The sequence below is a fragment of the Camelimonas lactis genome (assembly GCF_004342915.1).
GTDB lineage: Bacteria > Pseudomonadota > Alphaproteobacteria > Rhizobiales > Beijerinckiaceae > Camelimonas > Camelimonas lactis.
On record NZ_SLWL01000006.1, the window covers coordinates 1 to 23,834 of the forward strand.

23 protein-coding genes are annotated in these 23,834 nt (G+C 67.4%); 13 read left to right on the plus strand and 10 right to left on the minus strand.

Annotated elements, in window-relative coordinates; translation table 11 throughout:
• The first annotated feature begins 69 nt into the window (after positions 1 to 69).
• Positions 70 to 849 carry a 23S rRNA (adenine(2030)-N(6))-methyltransferase RlmJ gene (locus EV666_RS08400; RefSeq protein ID WP_245514306.1) on the plus strand — a complete coding sequence of 260 codons (780 nt, stop codon included), beginning with the start codon at positions 70 to 72 and terminating at the stop codon, positions 847 to 849.
• 161 nt (positions 850 to 1,010) lie between these two features.
• Positions 1,011 to 1,628 (plus strand): glutathione S-transferase family protein, encoded by a 618-nt coding sequence (locus EV666_RS08405; RefSeq protein ID WP_132006037.1) that lies wholly within the window; start codon positions 1,011 to 1,013, stop codon positions 1,626 to 1,628.
• A gap of 242 nt (positions 1,629 to 1,870) precedes the next feature.
• On the opposite strand, the gene EV666_RS08410 is transcribed toward EV666_RS08405, so the two are convergent.
• A complete protein-coding gene (locus tag EV666_RS08410) occupies positions 1,871 to 2,500 on the minus strand; it encodes an outer membrane protein (protein WP_425359563.1) in 630 nt (209 codons plus the stop codon).
• A gap of 712 nt (positions 2,501 to 3,212) precedes the next feature.
• On the opposite strand from EV666_RS08410, the gene EV666_RS08415 reads away from it, so the two are divergent.
• Together EV666_RS08415 and EV666_RS08420 are read left to right on the plus strand one after the other, a co-directional pair.
• Positions 3,213 to 4,010 (plus strand): glycosyltransferase family 2 protein, encoded by a 798-nt coding sequence (locus tag EV666_RS08415; protein ID WP_132006452.1) that lies wholly within the window; start codon positions 3,213 to 3,215, stop codon positions 4,008 to 4,010.
• Positions 4,011 to 4,012: 2 nt separating this feature from the next.
• The gene (locus EV666_RS08420; RefSeq protein ID WP_132006455.1) at positions 4,013 to 4,771 is read left to right on the plus strand and encodes an SDR family oxidoreductase; all 759 of its coding nucleotides are present in this window, start codon (positions 4,013 to 4,015) and stop codon (positions 4,769 to 4,771) included.
• A gap of 18 nt (positions 4,772 to 4,789) precedes the next feature.
• On the opposite strand, the gene pgeF is transcribed toward EV666_RS08420, so the two are convergent.
• From pgeF to lgt, 3 genes are read right to left on the minus strand one after another with little or no spacing between them, the layout of a single operon-like run.
• Complete coding sequence (gene pgeF, locus EV666_RS08425) at positions 4,790 to 5,617, minus strand: peptidoglycan editing factor PgeF (RefSeq protein ID WP_132006043.1); 828 nt, start codon at positions 5,615 to 5,617, stop codon at positions 4,790 to 4,792.
• Positions 5,614 to 6,789: a class I SAM-dependent methyltransferase gene (locus EV666_RS08430; protein ID WP_245514307.1), complete on the minus strand. Its 1,176-nt coding sequence runs from the start codon at positions 6,787 to 6,789 to the stop codon at positions 5,614 to 5,616. Before EV666_RS08430 ends, pgeF begins: the two co-directional genes overlap by 4 nt.
• A complete protein-coding gene (lgt, locus tag EV666_RS08435) occupies positions 6,786 to 7,706 on the minus strand; it encodes a prolipoprotein diacylglyceryl transferase (RefSeq protein WP_132006046.1) in 921 nt (306 codons plus the stop codon). The genes EV666_RS08430 and lgt overlap by 4 nt, the downstream gene beginning before the upstream one ends.
• A 232-nt stretch (positions 7,707 to 7,938) precedes the next feature.
• Between lgt and EV666_RS08440 the strand changes: the two genes are divergently transcribed.
• The 6 genes from EV666_RS08440 to EV666_RS08465 all read left to right on the plus strand — a co-directional run bounded on the left by EV666_RS08440 (position 7,939) and on the right by EV666_RS08465 (position 12,522).
• Positions 7,939 to 8,235, plus strand: coding sequence for an accessory factor UbiK family protein (locus EV666_RS08440; protein WP_132006049.1), 297 nt, complete (start codon positions 7,939 to 7,941; stop codon positions 8,233 to 8,235).
• 511 nt (positions 8,236 to 8,746) lie between these two features.
• Positions 8,747 to 9,250, plus strand: a complete 504-nt coding sequence (locus EV666_RS08445) for a type III secretion system chaperone family protein (protein WP_132006052.1) — start codon at positions 8,747 to 8,749, stop codon at positions 9,248 to 9,250.
• A 402-nt stretch (positions 9,251 to 9,652) separates the two neighbouring features.
• Entirely contained in the window at positions 9,653 to 10,474 is an 822-nt protein-coding gene (proC, locus tag EV666_RS08450; RefSeq protein WP_132006055.1) for a pyrroline-5-carboxylate reductase, read from the plus strand.
• A gap of 153 nt (positions 10,475 to 10,627) precedes the next feature.
• The gene (locus EV666_RS08455) at positions 10,628 to 11,401 is read left to right on the plus strand and encodes a TetR/AcrR family transcriptional regulator (protein WP_207906368.1); all 774 of its coding nucleotides are present in this window, start codon (positions 10,628 to 10,630) and stop codon (positions 11,399 to 11,401) included.
• A gap of 176 nt (positions 11,402 to 11,577) precedes the next feature.
• Positions 11,578 to 12,027 (plus strand): translation initiation factor 2, encoded by a 450-nt coding sequence (locus EV666_RS08460; protein ID WP_132006058.1) that lies wholly within the window; start codon positions 11,578 to 11,580, stop codon positions 12,025 to 12,027.
• 129 nt (positions 12,028 to 12,156) lie between these two features.
• Positions 12,157 to 12,522, plus strand: a complete 366-nt coding sequence (locus EV666_RS08465; RefSeq protein WP_132006061.1) for a tRNA-binding protein — start codon at positions 12,157 to 12,159, stop codon at positions 12,520 to 12,522.
• 66 nt (positions 12,523 to 12,588) lie between these two features.
• Here EV666_RS08465 and EV666_RS08470 read toward each other — a convergent pair whose 3' ends face one another.
• From EV666_RS08470 to EV666_RS08485, 4 genes are all read right to left on the minus strand, one after another.
• Positions 12,589 to 13,293 (minus strand): GNAT family N-acetyltransferase, encoded by a 705-nt coding sequence (locus tag EV666_RS08470; protein WP_132006064.1) that lies wholly within the window; start codon positions 13,291 to 13,293, stop codon positions 12,589 to 12,591.
• A 264-nt stretch (positions 13,294 to 13,557) separates the two neighbouring features.
• Positions 13,558 to 14,955 (minus strand): ATP-binding protein, encoded by a 1,398-nt coding sequence (locus EV666_RS08475; RefSeq protein ID WP_376886265.1) that lies wholly within the window; start codon positions 14,953 to 14,955, stop codon positions 13,558 to 13,560.
• A 148-nt stretch (positions 14,956 to 15,103) separates the two neighbouring features.
• The gene (locus tag EV666_RS08480; protein ID WP_132006067.1) at positions 15,104 to 15,826 is read right to left on the minus strand and encodes a response regulator; all 723 of its coding nucleotides are present in this window, start codon (positions 15,824 to 15,826) and stop codon (positions 15,104 to 15,106) included.
• Entirely contained in the window at positions 15,826 to 16,350 is a 525-nt protein-coding gene (locus tag EV666_RS08485; protein ID WP_132006070.1) for a MarR family transcriptional regulator, read from the minus strand. Before EV666_RS08485 ends, EV666_RS08480 begins: the two co-directional genes overlap by 1 nt.
• 274 nt (positions 16,351 to 16,624) lie before the next feature.
• Here EV666_RS08485 and EV666_RS08490 point away from each other — a divergent pair, with 274 nt between their 5' ends.
• Both EV666_RS08490 and EV666_RS08495 read left to right on the plus strand, forming a co-directional pair.
• Positions 16,625 to 17,512, plus strand: coding sequence for a branched-chain amino acid aminotransferase (locus tag EV666_RS08490; RefSeq protein WP_132006073.1), 888 nt, complete (start codon positions 16,625 to 16,627; stop codon positions 17,510 to 17,512).
• A gap of 287 nt (positions 17,513 to 17,799) precedes the next feature.
• Positions 17,800 to 18,513 (plus strand): hypothetical protein, encoded by a 714-nt coding sequence (locus EV666_RS08495; RefSeq protein WP_132006076.1) that lies wholly within the window; start codon positions 17,800 to 17,802, stop codon positions 18,511 to 18,513.
• Positions 18,514 to 18,668: 155 nt separating this feature from the next.
• On the opposite strand, the gene pgsA is transcribed toward EV666_RS08495, so the two are convergent.
• Together pgsA and uvrC are read right to left on the minus strand one after the other, a co-directional pair.
• Positions 18,669 to 19,277, minus strand: a complete 609-nt coding sequence (gene pgsA / locus EV666_RS08500; RefSeq protein WP_165909940.1) for a CDP-diacylglycerol--glycerol-3-phosphate 3-phosphatidyltransferase — start codon at positions 19,275 to 19,277, stop codon at positions 18,669 to 18,671.
• A gap of 224 nt (positions 19,278 to 19,501) precedes the next feature.
• Positions 19,502 to 21,520, minus strand: coding sequence for an excinuclease ABC subunit UvrC (gene uvrC / locus EV666_RS08505; protein ID WP_132006467.1), 2,019 nt, complete (start codon positions 21,518 to 21,520; stop codon positions 19,502 to 19,504).
• 486 nt (positions 21,521 to 22,006) lie between these two features.
• Here uvrC and EV666_RS08510 point away from each other — a divergent pair, with 486 nt between their 5' ends.
• Complete coding sequence (locus EV666_RS08510; RefSeq protein WP_132006079.1) at positions 22,007 to 23,380, plus strand: Nramp family divalent metal transporter; 1,374 nt, start codon at positions 22,007 to 22,009, stop codon at positions 23,378 to 23,380.
• The last annotated feature ends 454 nt before the right edge of the window (positions 23,381 to 23,834 follow it).

A 23,834-nucleotide genomic window follows, 5' to 3' on the forward strand; every position in this document is an offset into this window, starting at 1 on the left:
TTGCCCACGATGCCGTGGAAATGCTGCCCATGATCGCGTGGAACGCGCGCCCATCATCCGGTGGAATCAGTGCCCACCATCCCGTGGAACACGCAGCCCTACTTCGTGCTGGACACCCATGGCGGCATAGGCCTCTATGATCTGGGCGCCGACGAGGCGACGCGCACCGGAGAATCGCTGCGTGGCGTCGGGCTGATGGAGGCGCCTTTCAACGACGCGGTCGAAGCCCTGCTGGCGCCATGGCGCGCGGCGCTGGCGCAGACAAGGCGCCGGCACGGGCCAGACGCCCTGCCCGGCTCGCCGCTGATTGTCGGCGAAATGCTGCGTCCCGGCGACCGGGCGCTGGCGATCGAGCTGCATCCGGCGGATTATGCGTTGCTGAAGGCGGCGCTGGAGCCGGTTCCCGGCGTCCGCGCCCTGCACCTCGACGGCTGGACCGCCCTCAACGCCAATATCCCGCCGAAAGAGCGGCGCGGCCTGGTTCTGATCGACCCACCTTACGAGAAGCCTGGCGAACTGCTGTTCGCGGTCGACCAGCTGGCGCGCGCGCTGCGCAAATGGTCCACGGGGATCATGGCGCTATGGTATCCGGTCAAGGATCCCCGGGCCGTGGACGACGCCGCCGCGCGCCTGCGGGCAAGCGGATTGCGCAAGCTGTTGCGGCTCGAACTGTATATCGACAGGCACGGGCCGCCCGACCGGCTGAATGGCAGCGGGCTGATTATCGCCAATCCGCCTTGGCTGCTCCACGACGAAGCCCGGACCCTGTTGCCGGCGCTGGCGGAGCGGCTCGCGCCGGATGGGCGGGGCGGCGCCGTTTGCACGTGGATCGCCGGCGAAAACGACTGAACCTCCTCCCTGTGGGCGAAAGCTTGCCGCCTGGTTGACCACCTTCGCCAGCAGAATCGCGCCGGGTGGGACCATCTTCCCATCGCGTCGCGCCCTGACGTAGGCTGACCCTGAGCCCTTGCCGCGATCGCCGGATCGCCGCCAGCCCAGGACAGGTCACCATGCTGCTGCGCACATCGCCGTTTTCACCCTTTGTCAGAATGGCGTTGATCGCCATAGACGTGCTCGGTCTGACCGATCGCGTCGGCGCGCAACCCGCCACGGTCATGCCTCCCGACCCGGAGCTGGCGCGGCAGAACCCGCTCGGCAAAATTCCGGTGCTGGTGCTGGATGATGGTCGCACGCTGTACGATTCACGGGTCATCATCGATTACCTCGATCATGCCGCCGGCGGCGGCCTGATCATACCGGCAGGGGCGGCGCGTTATGAGGCGCTGCGCGTGCAGGCGCTGGCCATCGGCATGATCGAGGCCGCCGTGCTTCAGGTATATGAGGCGCGCTACCGGCCGGAGGAGCGTCGCCATCAGCCCTGGGTCGACGCCCAGGCGGCCAAGGTAGCGGCCGGTCTGGCGGCGTTTGAGGAAACGCCGCCGCCCTGCCCTGGCGCGTCCTGCCACGGCCGGCCCGATGTGGGGCAGATCGCCCTCGCATGCGCGCTCGGGTATCTCGACCTGCGCTTTGATGGCGCCTGGCGCCAATCTCACCCGCGACTGGTCAGCTGGCTCGCCGCCTTTGACAAGGCCGTTCCGGCTTTTGAAGCGACGCGTCCGGCGACCTGACCACCAATCCCGCGCCATCGCCTGTCGCCGCCGCTCCGCGTCAGGCAGCGGCGGGGCCATGCGCGGCTGACAGGCTTGCGTGGCCGGGCGATCTTCCCGGGCGCGATCTTCCCGTAACGCCACCGGACCGGGTTTCGCCGTCTGCCCGCGTGCATATGGCGGGCCACGCCGGGCGCGAAACACGAAAAAGCCCGGCAGCAAAGCTGCCGGGCTCCAGATAAAGCGGGGAAATCCCCGAATTATCAGAACTTGTAGTTCAGGCCGACGCGCACAACGCCGAACTCGTTGCGCTTGTTGCTGCCGCCGACGTAGCCGTAGGCGTCGTCCAGCCAGTAGTTGTTCTTGTTCTTCTCGAGCGAAACGTACAGACCTTCGACCTTGGCGGTCAGGTTGTCGGTGAACGCGTACTCGAGACCACCGCCGAGCACCCAGCCGACCTTCGTGTCGCTGTTGTTGCCGCGATAGTACCAGTCGTTGTAGCCGTAGTAGCCACGGTCGCTGCCGCCGCCGCCGTAAGCGAAACCGCCGGTCACGTAGATCAGGGCGCGGTCGATGGCGACGCCAGCGCGGGCGCGGACGGTGCCGAACCAGTCAATGCCGCTGCTGCTGTAGCCCCAGTAGCCCTTCTGCTTCAGGTCGGCGTACTGGATGTCGGCTTCAGCGCCGATCACGAACTGACCGATCTGGTAGTTGTAGCCGATCTGGCCACCACCGGTGAAGCCGCCGTCGTTCGACGAAGAACCATAGCCGTAGTAGGCGTAGTCATACGGGGTGTAGCCGTAGTAGTTCTTGTTGTCGTTGACGTTCCAGGCGTAACCAGCGTTCACGCCGACGTAGAAGCCGGTCCAGGTGAACACGGGAGCAACGACCACCGGAGCAACCGGAGCGTACTTACGCGAAGGCAGGTCAGCAGCGAAAGCGGAACCAGCGGCCAGCATGGTAGCGGCGGCAACGCCCGCAAGAAGAATCTTTTTCATCACTCACTCCGTTCTTTGCTTGCGATGGAGAGGCTCACGCCGCTCACCGCGAGTTATAGGCTCCTACACCGATCGGCGCCCCGCTGTCTGTAGCACTCCCGCAACAGCACCAACCGGTATTGAGGCAAGATTGTGAACGCTACGTCTTCACCACGGAAAGCGCTTGCGCCCATATGCCCGAGGATACGTGCTTTTGCGTCTGGTTGCCGACGCCCTCATATCGCCATCACCATGGAGATATGAGGACGTCGCTGGCTTCAACCTGAACAAACGCGCCGTAATCCGCCGCCTGTGGCAACAGTCATACTCAAATTGCGGCTGAAGTGGAGCGAAACGTGACGTATTGGCTAAAGAGGTATTAATTGACCATATTATACATATATTCCAACGGGTTAAGGAACTTTTCGACGCCCGGGAGGCGGTCATGTCCGCCGCTGCGGCCGCCACATTTGGCCGGGCGCCAGGCGTGGGCGACTTTTCTGCAACACTCCTCCACCACACCCGGCGCCCGCCGGGGAGACGCGGACCACCGGGACAGGGCGAGCCGGCGCTTGCAGGGGTCGCCGGGCCCGTGGCACTAGCTGCGGGACCGCCTGGCAGGATAATGATGACGCTGGATCAAAATCACTTTTCCGTGTTTGTGATCGCCCTGAATGAGGCAGACCGCATCGGGGCCACGCTGGACGCAGCCCGCAAGGTCACGGACGACCTGATCGTCATCGATTCGGGCTCGACCGACGGCACCCAGGACGTGGCCCGCGCCCACGGCGCGCGGGTGATTCACCACGACTGGCCAGGCTATGGGCGGCAGAAGCGGTTCGGCGAGGACCAGTGCCGGCATGACTGGGTGTTGAACCTGGATGCGGACGAGGTCATGCCGGATGCGCTCATCGGCGAGATCAAGGGTCTGTTCGCCGGCGGCAAGCCGCCCTTCGACGCTTACCGCATCCCCATCGCCGAGATGTTTCCTGGCGAGAAGGCGCCGCACCCGCTGGGCTTCTCCCTGGCGCCCGTGCGGCTGTACCGGCGCAGCGTCGGGCGTTATTCGCCCTCCCCGGTGCATGACCGGGTGGCGTTGCCGGCAGGGACCGCCACCGGAAAACTGCGCGGCGTCATCCACCATTACTCGGTGCGTTCGATCGGCGACCAGGTCGCCAAGCTCAACCGCTACACCGACATGCAGGCGGCTGATCTGGACGCGCGCGGCGCCCATGTGTCGACGTGGCGGTTGCTGGCGGAGTTTCCAGCCAATTTCATCAAGGCCTACATTGGCCGGCGCCACGCCCTGCGCGGCGTCTATGGCTTCATGACCGCGATGAATTTTGCATTCTACCGCTATCTGCGGGTAGCGAAGCATGTGGAGCGGCGCCTGGCGGACAAGGCGCGCAGGGAGGGCAGGCTTTGACGGTGCAACTCGCGAAAACCGCGCTTGTGACCGGCGGCGCCAAGCGCATTGGAGCCGCAATTTCCATGACGCTGGCGCGCGAGGGCTATGCGGTCGCCATCCATTGCAACCGGTCCGGGCAGGAGGCGGAGGACCTGGCCGCCCATATCCGCGCGGGCGGCGGCAGGGCCGTGGTGGTGCGGGCGGACCTGGAAAACGCGGTGGACACCGGGCGGCTGGTCAATGAAACGGTGGCGACCATCGGGCCGCTGACGCTGTTGGTCAACAGCGCCTCCCTGTTCGAGGCGGACGACATCCACCAGCTCGACATCGCCCTGTGGGAGCGGCAGTTCGCCGTCAATCTGCGGGCGCCGGCGATTTTGGCCAGCGCCTTCGCCCAGGCCCTGCCCGCCGGCGGCCAGGGCGCGATCATCAACATTCTTGACCAGCGCGTCTGGAAGCCGACGCCGCGCAACTTCTCCTACACCCTGACCAAATCAGCGCTTTACACGGCGACGCGCACCATGGCCCAGGCCCTCGCGCCGGCAATCCGCGTCAACGCCGTGGGGCCTGGCCCGATCCTGGCAAGTGAACGGCAATCGGCGGACGATTTCGCCAGCCAGATCGCCGCCCTGCCGCTGGCCCGCCAGATCAGCCCGGATGAAATCGCCGACGCCGTGCTGTGGCTGGCGCAGGCCAGAAGCGTCACCGGGCAGATGATCGCCGTGGACGGCGGCCAGCATCTGGCCTGGCGCACCCCCGACGCGCTGGTGAGCGAATAAGACGCGCGGCAAACCCGCTCACACCAGGGCGATCGCCGAAATCAGGCGCCCATAGTCGGGTTCGCTCCGGTGAGTGGCGCGGCGGTAGCTGAAAAAGCGCGCCTCGTCGCCATAGGTGCACAGGCCCAGATCGTGAAAAGCGCCAACGCCGGCCCGCGCCAGGCGCGCCCCAATATAGGCCGGCAGGTCAAACATGGCGTGGCCGTCACGGGCCGATGGCGCGAAGAAACGGGCGTTGCCCGCGTCGCGCGCGGTGAAATTGCCGACGAACTCCGGCCCCACCTCATAAGCCGCCTGGCTGATGGTCGGCCCCAGCACGGCGGTGACGCGGGCGCGCTCGGCCCCAAGCGCCTCCATGGCCTCAAGCGTCGCTTCAAGCACGCCGGAAAAGGCGCCTTTCCACCCGGCGTGGGCGGCGCCGACGACCCGGTTGTGGGTATCGGCGAACAGCACCGGGCCGCAATCGGCGGTGGCGATGGCCAGTCCCAGGCCCGGCGTCGCGGTGACCATGGCGTCAGCGCGCGGGCGCTGGTCCGCCGCGGCCGGCCACGGCGCCGTCGCCGTCACCACATCGGCGGAATGAATCTGGTACAGGGCAAGCAGGTTTTGCGGCGCGACGCCCAGATCCCCGGCCATGCGACCGCGATTCTCCGCGACGGCGCCCGGGCTGTCGGCAGAGCCGAGGCCGCCGTTGAGGGAGGCGTAAAGCCCCTGGGACAGCCCGCCCTGCCGGGTGAAGAAAGCGTGGCGGACGCCAGCGGCGGCCGAGAGTTCCCCCGCCGTGATCTTCTCCGCGCGTTCCCGCGTTGTATCCTTGCCCGCGCGTTCCCGCGTTGTGATATTCATGGCCGCCTCAGGGTTCGCACCAGGGATGTCTGGGGGATGTGGGGCGCCTCCCGGCGCGGCGCCAGCCCTGGCAGCGGGCCGAGTTGCGAGGCCGCCACCGCCATCACCTTGAACAGCGCCCCCATGCCGCCGGTCTCGCTGGAGGTGAGGCGACGCAGGCCGTCGTCTATGGCGCGGCGCTGCGGCTCCCGGGCGTTGCGCTTGAGGTGTTCGGCGCGGGAATTGGCGCCCAAGGCCCGCAGGAACGCGCCCTGCTCCACCGGTCCGTCCACCACCACGCCGCGCGACAGCGCCGCGCGCGCCAGCGCGCCAAAATCCACGTGGGCGGTGATATCCGCCTCGCCCGGCGTGGCCAGCGGATGCACGTACTGGTGACGGCGCACCGCCTGGAGCGTGTCGCCAACGGCGCTGGCCGCATGGCCGTAATCGATGATGAGGGCGGCGCCGCCAAACCGCCGCAGCCGGTCGGCGAGGCCGGTCAGCAGATTGAGACCGGCGACGGCGATCTCCATCACCGCCCCCTCCTCGCCCGCCAGGGTCTCCAGCGCCGGCTCGGTTTCGGCGTCAAGCCCGAACGTCAGGCCGCCGTCGGGCGCCAGCCCCACCATGCGCTCGCGCCAACCGTCTGGCGCGCGTACGTACTGGCGCACCGGCAGGGCGTCGAAAAACTCGTTGGCGATGAGGATCATCGGCCCCTCGGGCACATCCTCGACGCGATCACGCCAGGCGACAGGGATCGACGACAGCTCGCCCTCGGCCGACAGCGCCTGACGCTGCAACTGGCGCAGCACCGGGCTGGTCTCGATCAGGTTCAGGCGCACCGCGTTACGGAACGACGGCGCCACGCGGGCGGCGCGCAGGGCGTCGGCCATCAGCGCGCCGCGCCCCGGCCCCAGCTCGACAAGGTTGATCTCGCGCGGGCTGCCCATCATGCGCCAGACCTCAGCCGCCCACAGGCCGATGAGCTCGCCGAAAATCTGCGAGATATCCGGGGCGGTGATGAAGTCGCCATCCGCGCCGAACGGGTTGCGGCTGATGTAATAGCCAAGCGTGGGATGTCCCAGGCACAGCTCCATGTAACGCTCGACGGGCATCGGCCCGCCAGCGACGATGGCGCGGACAATCTCGCGGCCCAGCGCCGTGCCGGGCGGGCCGTTGGGCCGGACCGTCACGCCTTCGTCCCCCCGGTCGTCGCCCCTCCGGCGCCGGCGCCCGGCCCCGCGCCATCCGCTTTGGCCGCGCCGCTGGGGCGGGTGCGGCCGGAGAGCGCCAGCCACAGCAGCAGGGCGCCGGCAAGGAGCACCGGAACGCACAGCAGCATGCCCATGGTCAGGCCGCCCTCCAGGAAACCGACGTTGCGACCGAGCAGGAAACCGAGTTGCGGATCGGGCTCGCGGAAGAATTCGCAGACGGTGCGGGCAATGGCGTAACCAATGGCGAACACGCCGCTAACGACGCCAGGACGGCGAAAGCCGGCGACGCGCACGGCGATGGAAACGGCGATGAACAGCAGCAGGCCCTCGCCAATCGCCTCATAAAGCTGGCTGGGATGGCGCGGCAACGGACCGCCATAGGGAAAAACCATGGCCCACGGCACATCTGGCGCCGGCCGCCCCCACAATTCGCCGTTGATGAAATTGGCGATGCGGCCCAGGAACAGACCGATGGGCGCAACGGCGCCGGCCACGTCGCACATGGCGAGCGCCGAAAGCTTGCGCTGGCGCGCCAGCAGGCACACGCCCAGCAGGGCGCCGGCGAGGCCGCCATGGAACGACATGCCGCCCTTCCACACCGCGAAGATCGACAGCGGATCGGCGAGATATTCCTGGAAATTGTAGAACAGCACGTAGCCAAGACGACCGCCCAGCACCACGCCCAGGGCCACGTAGACCAGCATGTCGTCGAGATCGGCGCGGGTTGGCCGGCGCACCTCGCCCCACAAGCCCGGCGCGGCGATCAGCCGGCGGGCGTAAAGCCAGCCGCCGACCAGGCCGACGATATAGGCGAGCGCATACCAGCGCACCGACAGCGGGCCAATGGAGAAGATCACCGGATCGATGACCGGAAACGGGATGGCCAGGACAGGCATGGGCGGACCAGCACTCACGGATCAGGAAAACGGGACGGGAAAACAGGCGTTACGTCATCGCGGGAGGCGCGATCAACGGGCGCGCGACGTTCCCCGGCGCGACGCAACTGTGCCCGCGCGCGCCGTCAGGTCAAGCGTCCGCGCCCGTGGACGCGAGCAGCCGAGGTTGATGTGATCGCCGCCGCGCCCTATTTAACAGCCATGCGCGGCGTCCGCGCCGGAGTGCACATCCATGTCGATTGGTTCTAACCGGCTGTTTGATGAACTGTCCCGCCTGGCGACCGACGCCATTGGCGCGGCGGAAGGCGTGCGTCGCGAGGCCGGCGCCGTGGCGCGCGGCCAGATCGATCGCCTGACCCAGACGCTTGACCTCGTATCGCGTGAGGAATTCGAGGCGGTCCGCGACATGGCCATCGCCGCCCGCGAGGAGAATGACCGGCTCGCCGCCCGCATCGCCGCGCTGGAGGCCCGGTTGGGCGAGGCGCGGCCCGTGTCCGCCGCCGGCGGGGCTGACGCTCCGACAGACTAAGGCGGCCGATCGGGGCGCCGAAAGCCGCGATGCGCCAGTTCCGCGCCTGACGCACGGGCGCCCGACGCCTCGCCGCGGGCAGATACTTCTGATTTTCAGGGTGATTTTTCGGAAAACGGGCCACGTTCGCCCCGCTGGAGCGCGCAGCAGCGGGCGGCGCCTGGCCTTGGCGATCGCTTGCTGGTCGCCATTGGTGTGGACAACTCGCTGGCTGGCCGGCGGCGCAGCCGGAAACCCGCTCTCCTTTGTGGACAGCCCTGGCCCGCAGGTTGTGAGGCGGACGGGAATCCCTGACTGTTTGCAGTATATTCGCGGGTGGTTCCTCGCGCGATATAGTGCAAAACACAGGTGATTCGTCTGGCGGCCCGTGGCCGGACGGCGCCTGTCCTGGCGAATACTCCGGCGCACCCGGCGTTTCACCGGTTGCCGGAGGGGTTTACGCGTCGCTGTGTTTGCGTGGGCGATCGCCTGCGCGGGACACTCCCTGACCTCCAGGCCGAGGGCCCCCGGCATGACCTACACCGATTTCGACGTTATCAGCCGCACCGAGCATCCGCTCGACGTGCTGGAGCGCCTCGCCGCCAGTCAGGACTGGGCGTTTGACCGCGACGACGATGACGAACTCTCCGTCACCGTGGGCGGAAGCTGGGCCGAATACCATGTGGCCTTCACCTGGGTGCCGGAGGTCGAGGCGCTGCACATCGCCTGCGGTTTCGACCTGAAGGTGCCCGAGCGGCGGCGCAACGAGATCATGACCCTGGTGTCGCTGATTAACGAGCAGCTCTGGCTGGGACATTTCGATCTCTGGGCGTCGGAAAGCGTGGTGATGTACCGGCACGGGCTGCTGCTCGCCGGCGGCGCCGAGCCAACCCAGGGCCAGTGCGAAGTGCTGATGACCACAGCGTTGGAAGCCTGCGAACGCTACTACCAGGCCTTCCAGTTCGTGCTCTGGGCCGGCAAGCCGGCGCGCGAGGCGCTCGACGCCGTGCTGTTCGAAACCCAGGGCGAAGCCTGAGGCGGTCGGCGCGGGGGCTGGAGACTGGACAGGCGCAGGCGTGGGGGCGTCTTTCGCCGGCGCCCGCGCTTCTTCTCCCCTCTCCGCCTTGCCTTTTCCAGTTCGGTTTCTTGTCCGGTTTCCCGGCCAGTTTTCTGGTCAGTTCTCTTGGCCGCTTTCCCGCCGGGCCGGACCTGCTCCGGCCATCCGCGCGCCTGCCGCCGCAAGGGCGGGGTGCAGCGAAGAGCGCGCGACGCCGCCATCAGGGGCTGACGACGGCGGCCTGCTTCCAGCCATATCGCCGGACAGCCGCCACCGGAGCGGCCAGGCCATCAGATTCACCATTCAGCCGGCGACGCTTTTGCTCTAGACGGAGATCGTCCAGTTTTGGCCTGGAACCCCCAGGCAGCAGCGAGGCGCACCATGGAGCAGTTTCCCGCATCCCTCATTCTCGCCGGCGCCGGCCGCATGGGCGGCGCCATGCTCGAGGGCTGGCTTGAGGGCGGGCTTGCGCCGGCCAGCATCCAGGTGATCGAGCCGCATCCGTCGGAGGCGCTGACCGCCCTGGCGCGGCGGACCGGTTTTCAGCTCAATCCGCCCGCCGCCAGCCTGCGACCGGCGCGGGCCCTGGTGCTGGGCGTCAAACCGCAGATGCTGGCCGAGGCGGCGCCAGCCCTGGCGCCGCTGACGGGGCCGGACGGCTTCGTCCTGTCGATCCTCGCCGGCAAAACCCTCGCCAATCTGGCGGCGACGTTCCCGCGGGCCGGGGGCGTGGTGCGGGTGATGCCCAACCTGCCCGCCTCCATCCGGCGCGGCGTCAGCGTCGCCGTCGCCAGCCCCGGCGTCGATGGGCCGCGGCGGGCCGAGGCGGATGCGCTGCTGCGCGCTGCCGGCGATGTGGAATGGGTCACCGATGAGAACCTGATCGACGCGGTCACGGCGGTTTCCGGCTCCGGCCCGGCCTATGTATTCCATCTGGTCGAGGCCATGGCCGAAGCCGGCGTCGCCGCTGGCCTGCCGCGCGCGCTGGCTGAAAACCTGGCGCGCAAGACCGTGATCGGCTCCAGCGACCTGATGCGCGCCTCGGACGCGTCGGCCGCCGCCCTGCGTGAAGCCGTCACCTCGCCCGGCGGCACCACCTTCGCCGCCCTGCAGGTGCTGATGCGCGACGGCGACGGCATGCCGGCGTTGCTGACGGAGGCCATCGCCGCCGCCGCCCGGCGCTCTCGCGAGCTCTCCGGCTGAGGCAGACTTGCTATCGGCCACATTGCCGGCGCCAGCGTGCGGTTGACTGGCGACTTGCCGGCGCCGGCCACAGGGCGTCTACTTGCCTTGCAGGCAGGCTTGCAGACTTGCCCCGCGCCGGAGCCCACCTGCGCCCTGAAAGGAGTCCGCGTCATGTCAGCCACCGACGCCAACGCCGAAGCCAATGGCGGTCGCCCGGAGCGGCCGGCGCGTGAACGCATCGTCGAAGCCCTGCTGGCCCTGGCGGCCGAGCGGGAAGCGGAAGGCGCCCATGTCTGGGCCAGCATTGGCATCGCCGATATCGCGGAGCGGGCCGGCGTCAGTCTGGCGGAATTCCTGTCAGCGTTTCCGTCGAAAGGCGCGGTGCTTGGCGGTTTTGCCCGCATGATCGACATGAAGGTGCTGGCCAGCCACGCCGTTCGCGATGACGACATGGGCGGCGAGCCGGCGCGCGAGCGGCTGTTCGACATCGTCATGATGCGGCTCGATCACATGGCGCCGTATCGGGCCGGCCTGCGGGTGATCTACGCCGGCGTGCGGCGCGAGCCCCTGACCATCGCCGCCCTCAACAAGGCGGCGCAGAATTCCTGGCGCTTCATGCTCACCGCCGCCGGCATCGATACCGAGGGCCCGATGGGCGCGCTCAGGGTGCAGGGCGCCGCCCTGCTGTTCGCCCGCACGGTGGAAACCTGGCTGTACGATGATGATCCGGGCCAGGCCAAAACCCTGGCGCGCCTTGACCGGGAGCTGGATCGCGGCGGCCGGGCGCTGGCCCTCGCCAACGACGCCTGGCGGCTGACCTCGCCCCTGCGCCGCCTGGCCTGCGCGGTGCTGGACCGGGGCGGCAAGGCGCGGAAGCCCGGACCGGCCGCGCCAGCCGGGGACGCGGGCGACGCGGCGCCGGAGGCCCGGGAAGCGGCCGGCTGACACGGGGCCAGCGCCTGAACCGGCAGCCCCGATGAAGGCGAACACGGCGCGCGCGTCACATCGATGTCATATTCTAGTCGCTATTTCGCCATTATCCACAGTTTGTGGCGAACGCCGATCTGTCGTGACCGGCCTTTGCCGTGTTTGATCCCCCCACTTTTTGAGGGGGGTTATCATTGTCTACGAAATTCTTGCCAATACTGGCAGCGGGCGTCCTTGCGCTTGCGCTGTCCGGCTGCGCCACCATCACGCGTGGAACGAGCAACCAGGTGACGTTCCAGTCCGAGCCGTCCGGGGCTGACATGCAGACGTCATCGGGGCTTTCCTGCGTGACGCCCTGCACCCTGACAGTGCCGCGCAAGTCGGAGTTCACCGCCGTCTTCCGCAAACCGGGTTATCAGGATGCGCAGGTCGCCGTGCAGACGCAGATCGCCGGCAATGGCGCGGCCGGTTTCGCCGGCAACATCCTGGTTGGCGGCGTGGTGGGCATGGCGGCGGACGCGGCCAGCGGCGCCACGCTGGAGCATACGCCCAATCCGGTCATCGCCAACATGACGCCGATTCCTTCCCGGGCGAAGCCCCACGTACGGCGTGGCCATGGCCGTCGCGCCCATTCGGGCAGCTGAGCCGCCGCGCATATCCAGAAGACAGGGTGGCCCGGCGGCGCGCGCCGGGCCAATCCAGCGGTGCAGGTGGTCCACATGATGGCTAAATGCTCTATAGTCCGCGGCTTTTGCAGCGGACTGAGACGTGAGATGAGCCACGAAAAAGCGGGCCCGGCGGGCGAACTGATTTCAATCAATGATTTTCTGAAGGTCGACGTGCGCGTCGGCACGATCATCGAGGCGGCGCCGTTTCCCGAGGCGCGCAAGCCGGCGATCCGGCTCCTGATCGATTTCGGCGGCGCCATCGGCCGCAAGAAATCATCGGCGCAGATCACCGCCAATTACCAGCCGGAAGAGCTGGTCGGCCGCCAGGTGCTGGCGGTGGTCAATTTCCCGCCGCGCCAGATTGGTCCGATGATGAGCGAAGTGCTGACCCTCGGCGTGCCCGACGCCAACGGTGAGGTGATGCTGATCAGCCCCGACCGCGCCGTTCCCGACGGTGGGGCGCTGTACTGAGACGTCGGCGCCGGTCGCAAAAGCGCTTCCAGCCGTGGCCCCGCCGCCTGCCGCAGGCCTGGCGCATCAATCGCCAGCGGCGGCCTGGCGCGTCCAGACTCGCGTCAGCGAGACCGGGCGGAACCCCAGGCGGGCATAGAGGCGTTTGGGCGCGGCGTCGGCCAACGCCCCCAGAAAAACCACGTCGCAGCCAGCGGCGATCAACTGGTCCGTGAAAGCCGCAACCAGACCGGTGGCAAGACCCTGGCGGCGCGCTGACGGCAGGGTGAACAGATCCTCGATCATCCCGACGCCGCCAGGGGCAACCGCGCAGGAGCCATACGCGACCGGGGCGCCATTTTGCACAACGAGATGGAAGCGCTGCGCGCCGGCCCTGGTCCGCCAGGCGGCCACCATCGCCTCGCCAATCTGCGGCGTTGCGCCAGAACCCGCCGACATGCCTCCGGCGAGATTGACAAGGACGAGGCGCTGCAAGGCGTCCCAATCCGCATCGTCAACAACCGGGCGCAGCGCGAGCCTGGCGCCGCGATCGGTGAGATCGCCCTGCAAGGCCATCTGGATCGTGACAGGTTGCTCTTCAAAGTCTTCAAGCGCGAGGCGTGCAAGGAAGGCGTCCGGCGTCGCGAAGTCGGTGTGAACGACGCGCCAGCGGGTATGGCCAAACTGACGGTCCATCGCCGCGAACACTGCGTCTGCGCCCGCTTCCGTCGCCGCCGTCACCTCGTCGACGTGATTTGCATCCCACAGCTCGGGAAACGCCGGATTGACCACCAGGCGACACCCCGTTCCCGCAACCAGCGCATGGCCCAGCCGGCGCTACCAGCGATATGCTTCCACAATCCTGCGCGCCAGCGACATGACCACTCTCCCGCATCCTGTCCGGATGGCCGCCCGCTCCGGCAATGACCAGCCATGCCCCTGACGCCGGTGACCGGCGGAAAGGAACCATACGGCAAGGCGACATCGCGAAGCCATGACGCATCTGGAAAAGCAACGGGGGCTTTCCGCCAGGCGTCGCCGGACGAAGACGCCGCCCTACACCGGCACCCGCACCAGGGCGCGCAGGCCGCCGAGGGGACTGTCCTGCAACACCACGTCGCCGCCATGCGAGCGGGCGATGTCGCGGGCGATGGCGAGGCCGAGGCCGGAGCCGCCCTCGTCCTGGTTGCGGGCCTCGTCGAGGCGCACGAAGGGTTTGAACACCTCCTCGCGCTGCTCCGGCGGCACGCCGGGGCCATCGTCGTCCACCGTCACCACCAGCCAGCGGGCGTCGCGCGTCGCCCCCAGGGCGACATTGTCGCCGTGGCGGGCGGCGTTGGAGGCGAGATTGACCACCAGACGGCGGAAGGCGTCTTCCCGCACCTTGACGCGCAGGTCGCCGGAGGCGGTCAGCGTGACGTTATGGCCGACGCGCTCCAGATCGAGCTGCACGTCCTCCAGCAGATCGCCGATATCGGTTTCGTCGGCCGTTTCCTCGGCGTCGCCGCGCGCGAACGCCAGATAGGCCTCCAGCATGCGCGACATCTCGTCGACATCGCGATGCAGGTCGGCCACTTCCGGGTCGTCCTCCGGCATCATCGCCAGCGACAGCTTGAAGCGGGTGAGGATGGTGCGCAGATCGTGGCTGACGCCATTGAGCATGGTGGTGCGCTGCTCCATGGCGCGTTCGATGCGGCGCTTCATCTCCAGGAAGGCCACGCCGGCGCGGCGCACTTCCGCCGCCCCACGCGGCCGGAAATTGGGTTCGCGCCCCTTGCCGAAATCCTCGGCGGCGTCGGCGAGGCGCAGGACCGGCCGGATCTGGTTGCGCAGGAACAGGATGGCGACGGCCATGAGCACCAGCGCCGTGCCGAACATCCACATCAGGAAAATGTGCGAGTTGGAGGCATAGGCCAGGCTACGCCGCGCCAGGATGCGCATGACGGCGCGGTCAAGCTGGACGCGGATTTCGATCAGGCTCGACTTGCCGACGGTGTCGATCCAGAACGGACGCGCCACCTGTTTGCGAATCTCCTCGGACAGCACGCCGTCGAGGATCGAGAAAAACGGCTTGGGCTGGGGCGGCGGCAGGCGTTCATCGGGCAGGAAGTCGATATCCATGCCAAGGCGGTCGGCGGCGATGCGCGACAGGGTGGTGGCGTCAGCGTCCTGCGGATAGCTCTCGTAAACGTCGATCAGCGCCGCGATGTCGGCGGAAACGGCGGCGGACATGCGCCGGGTCACGGTCTGGTAGTGCCGCTCCAGAAAGACGTAAGCGATCACCGACTGCAGCAGCAGCATGGGGGCGATGATGATGATGAGCGAACGGGCGTAAAGGCCCTTCGGCATCACCGAACCCAGCCAGCGCGCCACGCGCCGCCAGATGCGCGCGGGAATCGCCAGAGCCGCGCCAATCGCGGTCAGGGCGCTCCTGACGCCAGGTGGGGCCGCCAGGGTCGCCTTGCCAACGCCGGCGGCGGCCGCCCGCGCCAGCGCTGCGACGCCCCGTCCCGCCATGCGCGCGGTCGCCAGGGCAAGTTGCCCCAGACCTGCGCCCGCCTGCCCCAGCCTGACGCCGGCCTGGCGCAAACGCGCATCCATGTCAGCCATCCACGAGCAGCCGGTAGCCAACGCCGCGCACGGTCTGCAGCCAGGCCGGATTGGCCGGATCGTTCTCTATCTTGCGCCGCAGCCGATTGATCTGCACGTCCACCGTCCGCTCATTGGCGACGCCCCCGGGCCCCTGGCCGGAGATGATTTCGCGCGGAACATTGTCGCCGTTATGGCTGGCGAGAATCGTCAGGATTTCGCGCTCGCGATCGGTAAGCCGCACCAGCTCCTCGCCGCGCCGCAGTTCGCCGCGATCAAGCCGGTAGGTGAACGGGCCGAAGCTCACCTGCTCCGGCGCCCCGGCGTGACCGTTGCTGGCGGTGCGGCGCAGGATGGCGCCAATGCGCAGCAACAGTTCGCGCGGCTCGAATGGTTTGCCGAGATAATCGTCAACGCCGATTTCCAGGCCGCGAATCCGGTCCTGCGGGTCGCCGCGCGCCGTCAGCATCAGAATGGGCGTATTGAGGGTGCGGCGCAGGCGGGCGGCGAAATCGAAGCCATTCTCGCCCGGCATCATCACATCCAGCACCATGACGTCGAACTGGATCTGCGTCAGCCTGGAGCTGGCCTCGGCCGCGTCGGCCGCGGCGGTGACGCGGTAGCCGTTGTCGCCGAGAAACCGCGCCAGCAGATCGCGCAGACGGCGGTCGTCATCGACCACCAGCACATGGGGGGCGTCGTCGCCCAACGGCGCGCGCGGTCTTGCCGCAGCCATCAGCCCTTCTCCCGCGTCACGGCGCGTCGCCCTTCCGGCGCCGGCCAGTCGACCATCGCCCCGAGAAAATCCACCACATGGATGCGGGCGCCCGGGGCGCATTCGGCAAGGGCGCGATTGATGCGCGCGCTTTGCAGCACCGCCAGTTCGTGAACCAGCGCCGCTCCCGCCTCGGTAACGTACAGCAGACGCTGGCGGCGGTCAGCCTCTCCCTCGCGCTGGGCGACGTAATCCTTTTCCAGCAGCTCTTTCAGGACACGGTTGAGGGATTGCTTGGTGATGCGCAGCAGATCAAGCAGGCCGGCGACGGTCATGCCCGGGTTGCGGCTGACGAAATGCAGCACCCGGTGGTGGGCGCGGCCGAAACCATCGGCGGCCAGGCGACGGTCGGCGTCGCCAACAAAATCACGATAGGCGAAGAACAGCAGTTCGATCAGGTCCAGCGCCGGCTGCTGGCCCGGGGCGTCATCAACCACCCTGGTCCGATGATCGTCAGCGCGGCAGTCGGACACATGAACCTCCATTACGTCAGTTCTATTGACATATCCCAATTTGGCGGCGCACCGTCAAGCGCAAGGGGGCGATCCATCCGGGACCGGCCGGCCTGCGGCGCCGGTCGCGCGGGTTTTGCCCGTCGCCAGTTGCCAGCCGCCCGGAACGGGACTATCGGCCTTTCACAGTCATCCCTCCGTCCGGGGCCCGCCGTTCCAGGCGAGGGGTTGCCAGCATCGCGCCTGGTGAACGACATTGCATTCAAGTGGGGCGACGGCCGCCCGATCGAGACTGGAGGAAGTTGTCATGTCCGCGATACCCATGGACAGCCGCGAAGGCGTCATCTGGTTTGACGGGCAGCTGGTCCCATGGGCCGACGCCAGAATTCACGTGCTGACCCACGGCCTGCACTACGCCTCCTGCGTGTTCGAGGGCGAGCGCGCCTATGGCGGGCAGATCTTCAAGTCAAAGCAGCATTCCGAGCGGCTGAAACAGTCTGGCGAACTGCTCGACTTCACCATTCCCTATTCGGTCGAGGATATCTGCGCCGCCAAGAAGCTGGTGATCGAGAAGAACAACCTGCCGGATTCCTACGTGCGCGCCTTCGCCTGGCGCGGCTCGGAAGCGCTGGGCGTCTCTGGCCTCGCCAACAGGATTCACGTGGCGATCGCCGCCTGGGAGTGGCCAAGCTATTTCGCGCCGGAAGAGCGGCTGAAGGGCATCCGCATCACCATGGCCGACTTCCGCCGGCCTGACCCGCAGACGATTCCCTCGCGCGCCAAGGCCTCCGGCCTGTACATGATCTGCACCATCTCCAAGCACAAGGCCGAGCGCGCCGGCTACGCCGACGCCCTGATGCTGGACTGGCGCGGCCGCGTCGCCGAATGCACCGGCGCCAACATCTTCTTCACGAAGGACGGCGTGCTGCACACGCCGCTCGCCGACGCCTTCCTGAACGGCATTACCCGGCAAACGGTGATCGAACTGGCCAAACGCCGCGGCATCGAGGTGCAGGAACGGATCATCATGCCGGAGGAGCTGGGAAGCTTCGAGGAATGCTTCATCACCGGCACCGCCGCCGAGGTGACCCCGGTGGCCGAGATCGCCGACTGGCGCTTCACGCCGGGCGCCATCACCAGGGCGCTGATGGATGACTACACCGCCGAGGTGCAGCCGAAGGCCGCCGCGGCCTGACGGTGCGGCAGGCCAGCAGCCAGCCGCAGCAACGACTGCCTGAATATGAAAAACCCGCCGGGAAATGGCGGGTTTTTTGTTGCGCGCCCACGCCCGACCCACCCACGGGCAGAAGCCCTGTGAACACGGAGCGGCATGTCAGACGTCCGACCTGACAGCATCGTTGCGAGCCGCGCCTGGCCAGGCCAATCATCGGGCGCTTACCAGGCGGGCATCCTGAAACCGCGTGACAGGGAACCGATGACGCCGCCCGTTTGGAGCCCCCTCACGCGGTATGGAATGTGCTGATGCCCAAAGTTCCCATAATCCAGGAGTTCGCCAAGACGCCCGCCAACGACTTCTATGTATTTCAATGGCGCTGGGAAGACCAGACGAACCTCACGATCCACACCACAGGCGTCTGGAACCCGATTGGCGCAAGATTGCCGGGTCACAGATATCAGGCTTGGCCGTCGTTCAACGGCGACGGAATTCCTGCTGATCAATTGGCAAATTCGATAAAATCCTCCGACATAAAACTTGATAATATAGAGCTCATACTTAAATATGGAGGACAAAATACACTGGCAGGCCAATCATATGCCGGACAACTCGCTGAAGCGCTTGGTGACTCGTATGGGGTCATCTCCTACTCATCGACTTCCGCTCATCCCATGGACGAAATTCAGGAGGCGCTCAAAGAACTGCCCGATGCGATCACGGGCGATGCAACCGCTTTGAACAAGATTGCAGAGCTTCCAGGATTGGCCGTACCAAGTGTCTCCCGTCGCGGGAGAGTTAGTATCTCACGCTTCAAGGGGGCAAAACGGCTTCACGAAGCCGAAACGAGAAGCATGCAGCCTTACCATGTTCGCGCCGGCAAACGCCCTAATCGTCCGGCGGATGTCGCAGGCTCCATGCCCAGGGCGGCCGGAAGCGCCGCGGGCGGACGGATCGGCGGGTCGCCTGCAAGAGGCGCCGCCCCGGACGCTGAGGAAATGGCCGAGATGCTTGGAGCTTGACAGCGGCGGCCAGACGAAGGGAAGGCTCATCCCACGCCCAGGTCACGGCGATCGGGAGCACCTTGCACATCGGCGTCGATCGGAAATTGCTCCAGCTTTGCCTGTATTGGGCGACGCCTGACCGACCAGGCAGCCCCGACTGGCCGGAACGCGCCCTAACCGTTTTTCCTGTCCGCCTCGATCAGATGCCGCACGCCGGCGCGCATGTAATCCCAACCGGTGTAGAGGGTAAGCAGCGCCGCCGCCCACAGCAGCACGATGCCGATGCGGCTGGCCCAGGGCAGCACGGCGTCGCCGGCCGGACCGACGATCAGAAAGCCCAGGGCCAGCAGTTGCGCGGCGGTTTTCCATTTGGCCACGGTGGAGACCGGCACGCTGACGCGCAGGCCGGCCAGGAACTCCCGCAGGCCCGAAACCAGAATCTCGCGCGACAGGATGATGATCGCCGCCCACAGGGACCAGCTGCGGATGTCGCCGCTGGCGGCCAGCATCAGCAGCGTCGCCGACACCAGCACCTTGTCGGCGATCGGGTCCAGCATGCGGCCGATGGCCGACTGCTGCGACCAGGCGCGGGCCAGATAGCCGTCGAGGTAATCGGTCACCGCAGCCAGGGCGTAGATGCCCAGCGCCAGCCAGCGCATGGCGAATTCATGCGGCCAGAACAGGCAGGCGGCGACGGCGGGAACCGCCAGCAACCGCGCATAGGTGAGGATGTTCGGCAGGCTCAGGGCGGTGGAGCGTCTGGTCACGGATATCTGGCTCATACTCTGACATTTCATGGACCAGAAAGCCGGTCCGGCCTGTCGACGGCGCCGCCGGCGCTGGCGGCGACGCCTGTTTACCTGAAGCAGCCGGATTCCGACCCGAATCACGGAAGCGTCACATCTGGACCCGACGGATCGCCAGACAGGACCATATGCTGGCGCGCCGCCGGCCCGGTCAACCACCCGCGCGCCGCCAGGCCCGACGCGGCCCGACAATACCCCCATCAACCGGCGCCATCATGAAAAAAAGCGTAAACCGTCCGCGCCGTCGCGGCGTTGACGCCAGGCGTGCGGGCCAGATCGTCCAGCGAGGCGGCGGCGACCGCTTTCGCCGTGCCAAAATGCAGCAGCAGGGCGCGCTTGCGGGCCGGCCCGACGCCGGGAATTTCATCGAGGGGGCTGCGCACCAGGTCCTTCTTGCGCCGCGTCCGGTGCGCGCCAATGGCGAAGCGGTGCGCCTCGTCGCGCAGGCGCTGGACGAAATAGAGCGCCGGATCGCGCGGCGGCAGGCGGAATGGCGGCCGGCCCTCCATAAAAAACGTCTCACGGCCGGCCTCGCGGTCCATGCCCTTGGCGATGGCGACGAGGGCCACGCCGGCCACGCCCAGTTCGGCAAACACCTGCTTCGCGGCTTCGTACTGGCCGCGTCCACCGTCGACGAGCACCAGATCAGGCCAGGCGGGCATGGCGGCGTCTCCTTGCGCCTCCACATCATCGTCAGGGTCAACCGGCGCGCCAGCGTGCGGGAACGCATCATCAGGAAGCGGCGTCTCCGCCGCTTCGGGCCGGTTGGCGATCTGCTGGCGCGGCTCCTCCTTCATCAGCCGGGCGAAGCGACGGCGCAGCATCTCCTTCATCATGCCGTAGTCATCGCCGGGCTTCAGATCTTCCGAGCGCATGTTGAAGGTGCGGTAATGGGTTTTGGCGAAGCCGCCGACGCCAGCGACGATCATGCCGCCGACGGCGTTGGTCCCCATGATGTGGGAATTGTCATAGACCTCGATGCGGCGCGGCGGGCGCGGCAGGCCGAAGGCGGCGGCCAGCGCCTCCATCAGCTGCTGCTGCGAAGCGGTTTCGGCCAGGCGCCGCGACAGCGCCTCATGGGCGTTGCGGGCGGCGTGATCGGCCAGGTCGCGCTTCTCGCCGCGACGGGGCGTCGCCAGCTCCACCGCCCGGCCGGTTTTGGCGCTGAGCGCCTCGGCCAGCAGGGCGCGTTCATCGGGCTCGATGGAGGTCAGGATCAGCCGGGGGCACGGCCGGTCGTCGTAAAACTGGGCGATGAAGGCTTCCAGCACTTCGCCGGGGCTGGTGGAGCGGTCGGCGCGCGGGAAATAGGCGACGTTGCCCCAGTTCTGGCCGTTACGAAAAAAGAACGCCTGGATGCAGAACTGCCCGGCCTGCTCGGCGAGGCCGAACACATCCGCCTCCTCCACCGAGCGGGGATTGACCTCCTGGGACGACTGGATGGCCGACAGGGCGGCGAGGCGGTCACGGTAACGCGCCGCCTTCTCGAACTCCAGATTGTCCGACGCCGCCTGCATGTCCCGCGCCATGCGCTCGCGCACCATGGTGCTGCGGCCGGAGAGGAAGGCCCGCGCCTCCTCCACCAGGGCGTCATACTCCTGCTGCGGAATCTCGTTGGTGCAGGGGCCGGAGCAGCGCTTGATCTGGAACAGCAGGCAGGGTCGCGTGCGGTTCTCGAAATAGCTGTCCGAACATGAGCGCAGCAGGAAGGCGCGCTCCAGCGCGTCAAGGGTGCGGGTGACGGCGCCGGCGTTGGCGAACGGCCCGTAATAGTCGCCAGGACGGGTGCGGGCGCCGCGATGCTTGACGATCTGCGGGGCGCGGTGGTCACGGGTCAGCAGGATGTAGGGGAAGGATTTGTCGTCGCGCAGCAGCACATTGTAGCGCGGCCGCAACTGCTTGATGAGGTTGGCCTCCAGCAGCAGCGCCTCGGTTTCGGTGCGGGTGGTGACGAACTCCATGGTGGCGGTGGCGGCGATCATCCGCGCCGTGCGGGCGCCGCCGTGGCCGACGCCGCGCGTGTAATTGGCCACCCGGTTCTTCAGGTTGCGCGCCTTGCCGACGTAGAGCACCTCGCCGTTGGCGTCGATCATCCGGTAGACGCCAGGGGAGCCTGGCAGGGTGCGCCAGAATTTGCGGATAACCTCGGCGCCGGCCGCCAGATCGCCGCTCGCTCCGCTCCCGGACGCGCCGGCGGCGGAGCCAAAATCCAGCTCCATGCCAGAGCCACCCTCGGCGAAGCCAGCGGCCCCCGCCCCCTCCTGACCGGAACCGGCCTGCCCGGGTGGAGCAGGGTAGCCCTCCGCCGGAGGCGTCCGGGCGTCATCGGGACCCGCGCCAGCAGCGCCCGGCCCCGGCGCGGCGGCGTCGGCCGGCTCGGACCTGTCATTCCCGGAAGGTGCTGAGGGTGCGTTCATGCCATGGATTTAAGCGCGTGAGCGCATAATGCAAACACCGCCGTATGTCGGCGCGCGAAGCGACCGGCGCGCAGGGGCGCGCCCAACGCGCATGAATACCTGACGTTGCTGAAGTATATCATTGTATAACGCATATACAATTTGCTTATCATAAGCATTTGCATCTGATACGGATGAGAAAATCTGGATATTCCCCATGTCGCCACCCGGCGGCGCGAAGATTTTTCTCTGGCGGCGCGCCGATATTTGCAACGGCAACGCATGACCGCCGCAAGGAATGGATGAACCATGCCCCAGGTCCGCCCCCTTCGACCTGCCGGTCCGGCGTCGCGGTTCGCCTGGCTGGACGACGACCAGACGCCCAGCCTTCCCGAGGTTCACGCCACAGTGGCGGTCAAACCGGTGGAAGCGGCGTGGTTCCGGCGTCTGCTCGCCTTCATGGGGCCGGGCTACATGGTCTCGGTCGGCTACATGGACCCTGGCAACTGGGCGACGGACCTGCAGGGCGGGGCGGCGTTTGGCTACACGCTGCTGTCGGTGATCATGCTGTCGAACCTGATGGCCATCCTGCTGCAGGCGCTGGCGGCGCGGCTGGGCGTCGTCACCGGCCGTGATCTGGCCCAGGCCTGCCGCGCCTTTTATCCAAAACCGCTGAACATCCTTCTGTGGGCGACCTGCGAACTGGGCATCATTGCCTGCGACCTTGCGGAGGTGATCGGCACGGCCATCGCGCTGCAGCTGCTGTTCGGCGTGCCGCTGGTCTACGGCTCCCTGCTCACCGCCCTTGACGCCATTCTGCTGCTCTACCTGATGAACCGGGGCTTCCGCTATCTGGAGGCGTTCGTCATCGCCCTGCTGCTGGTCATCGCCACCTGCTTCACGATCCAGATCATCGCCGCGCAGCCGCCTGTCCACGCCGTCCTGCGCAGTATGATCACGCCATCGCCAGAGATCATCACCAATCCCGCGGCGCTGTACATCGCCATCGGCATCATTGGCGCGACGGTGATGCCGCACAATCTCTATCTCCACTCCTCCATCGTCCAGACCCGGAACTTCGCAAAGACCCGCGAAGGCAAGCGCGACGCCATCCGCTGGGCGGTCACCGATTCGACCATCGCGCTGATGCTGGCGCTGTTCGTGAACGCCGCCATCCTGATCGTGGCGGCGGCCGCCTTCCACAACAGCGGTCACCAGGACGTAGCGGAAATCGACCAAGCGTTCCGACTGCTGTCGCCATTACTGGGCCTTGGCGTGGCTTCAACATTGTTCGCTGTCGCGCTGCTGGCCTCGGGCGTGAATTCAACGGTGACCGCCACGCTCGCCGGCCAGATCGTGATGGAGGGGTTTTTGCGGCTGCGCCTGCCGCCCTGGGCGCGCCGGCTGATCACCCGCTGCCTCGCCATCGCGCCGGTGGTGGCGGTGATCACGGTTTACGGCAGCGCCGGCATGAACCGGCTGCTGGTGTTCAGCCAGGTCGTGCTGTCGATCCAGTTGCCGTTCGCCGCCATTCCGCTGGTGCATTTCGTCTCCAGCAGAAAAAGAATGGGCGATTTCGTCATCAGCCGGCCCATGGCCATCCTGTCCTGGTCAGTGACGGCGGTCATCCTGCTGCTGAACGTCAAGCTGCTTTTCGACACGTTCACGGGCGTTGGCGGCTGAGGCGGGGCGGCGGCGGGCCAGAAACCCTGGCCGCGGGCTCCCCGGCCGCCCCCACCGGTCGGCGCTTCAAAAAGTCGATGAGCGTGATCTAAACGCGACAGCGATAGCGGCCCCGCCGCCAGCCCGGGCGCCTGGCCGGCAGTTCCCGCCAGCACGCCAGTTCAAACGCCCGGAATCCCGCGCCCTGGAGGCAATCGCGTCACGGCCGCGCCGGCGCCGCCCAGGGTCAACGGGCGCATCGCCTTGCAAAGGCATGGCTCATCCGGCGCGGACCTTGCAAAGACTCCTGTTGTTCCCGCGCGGCCGCGCTGCTAATAGCCGCGCCATCAAGAGCAGCGTCCGTTCCGTCGCATCCGCGCCCTGCCGCGCGGGACCGGCGCCGTTCATATCCGGCCTGCCATGGGCCTTCCGGACACCGCCGTCGCCAGCGCAGGCCCGGACACACAAAGAGAAT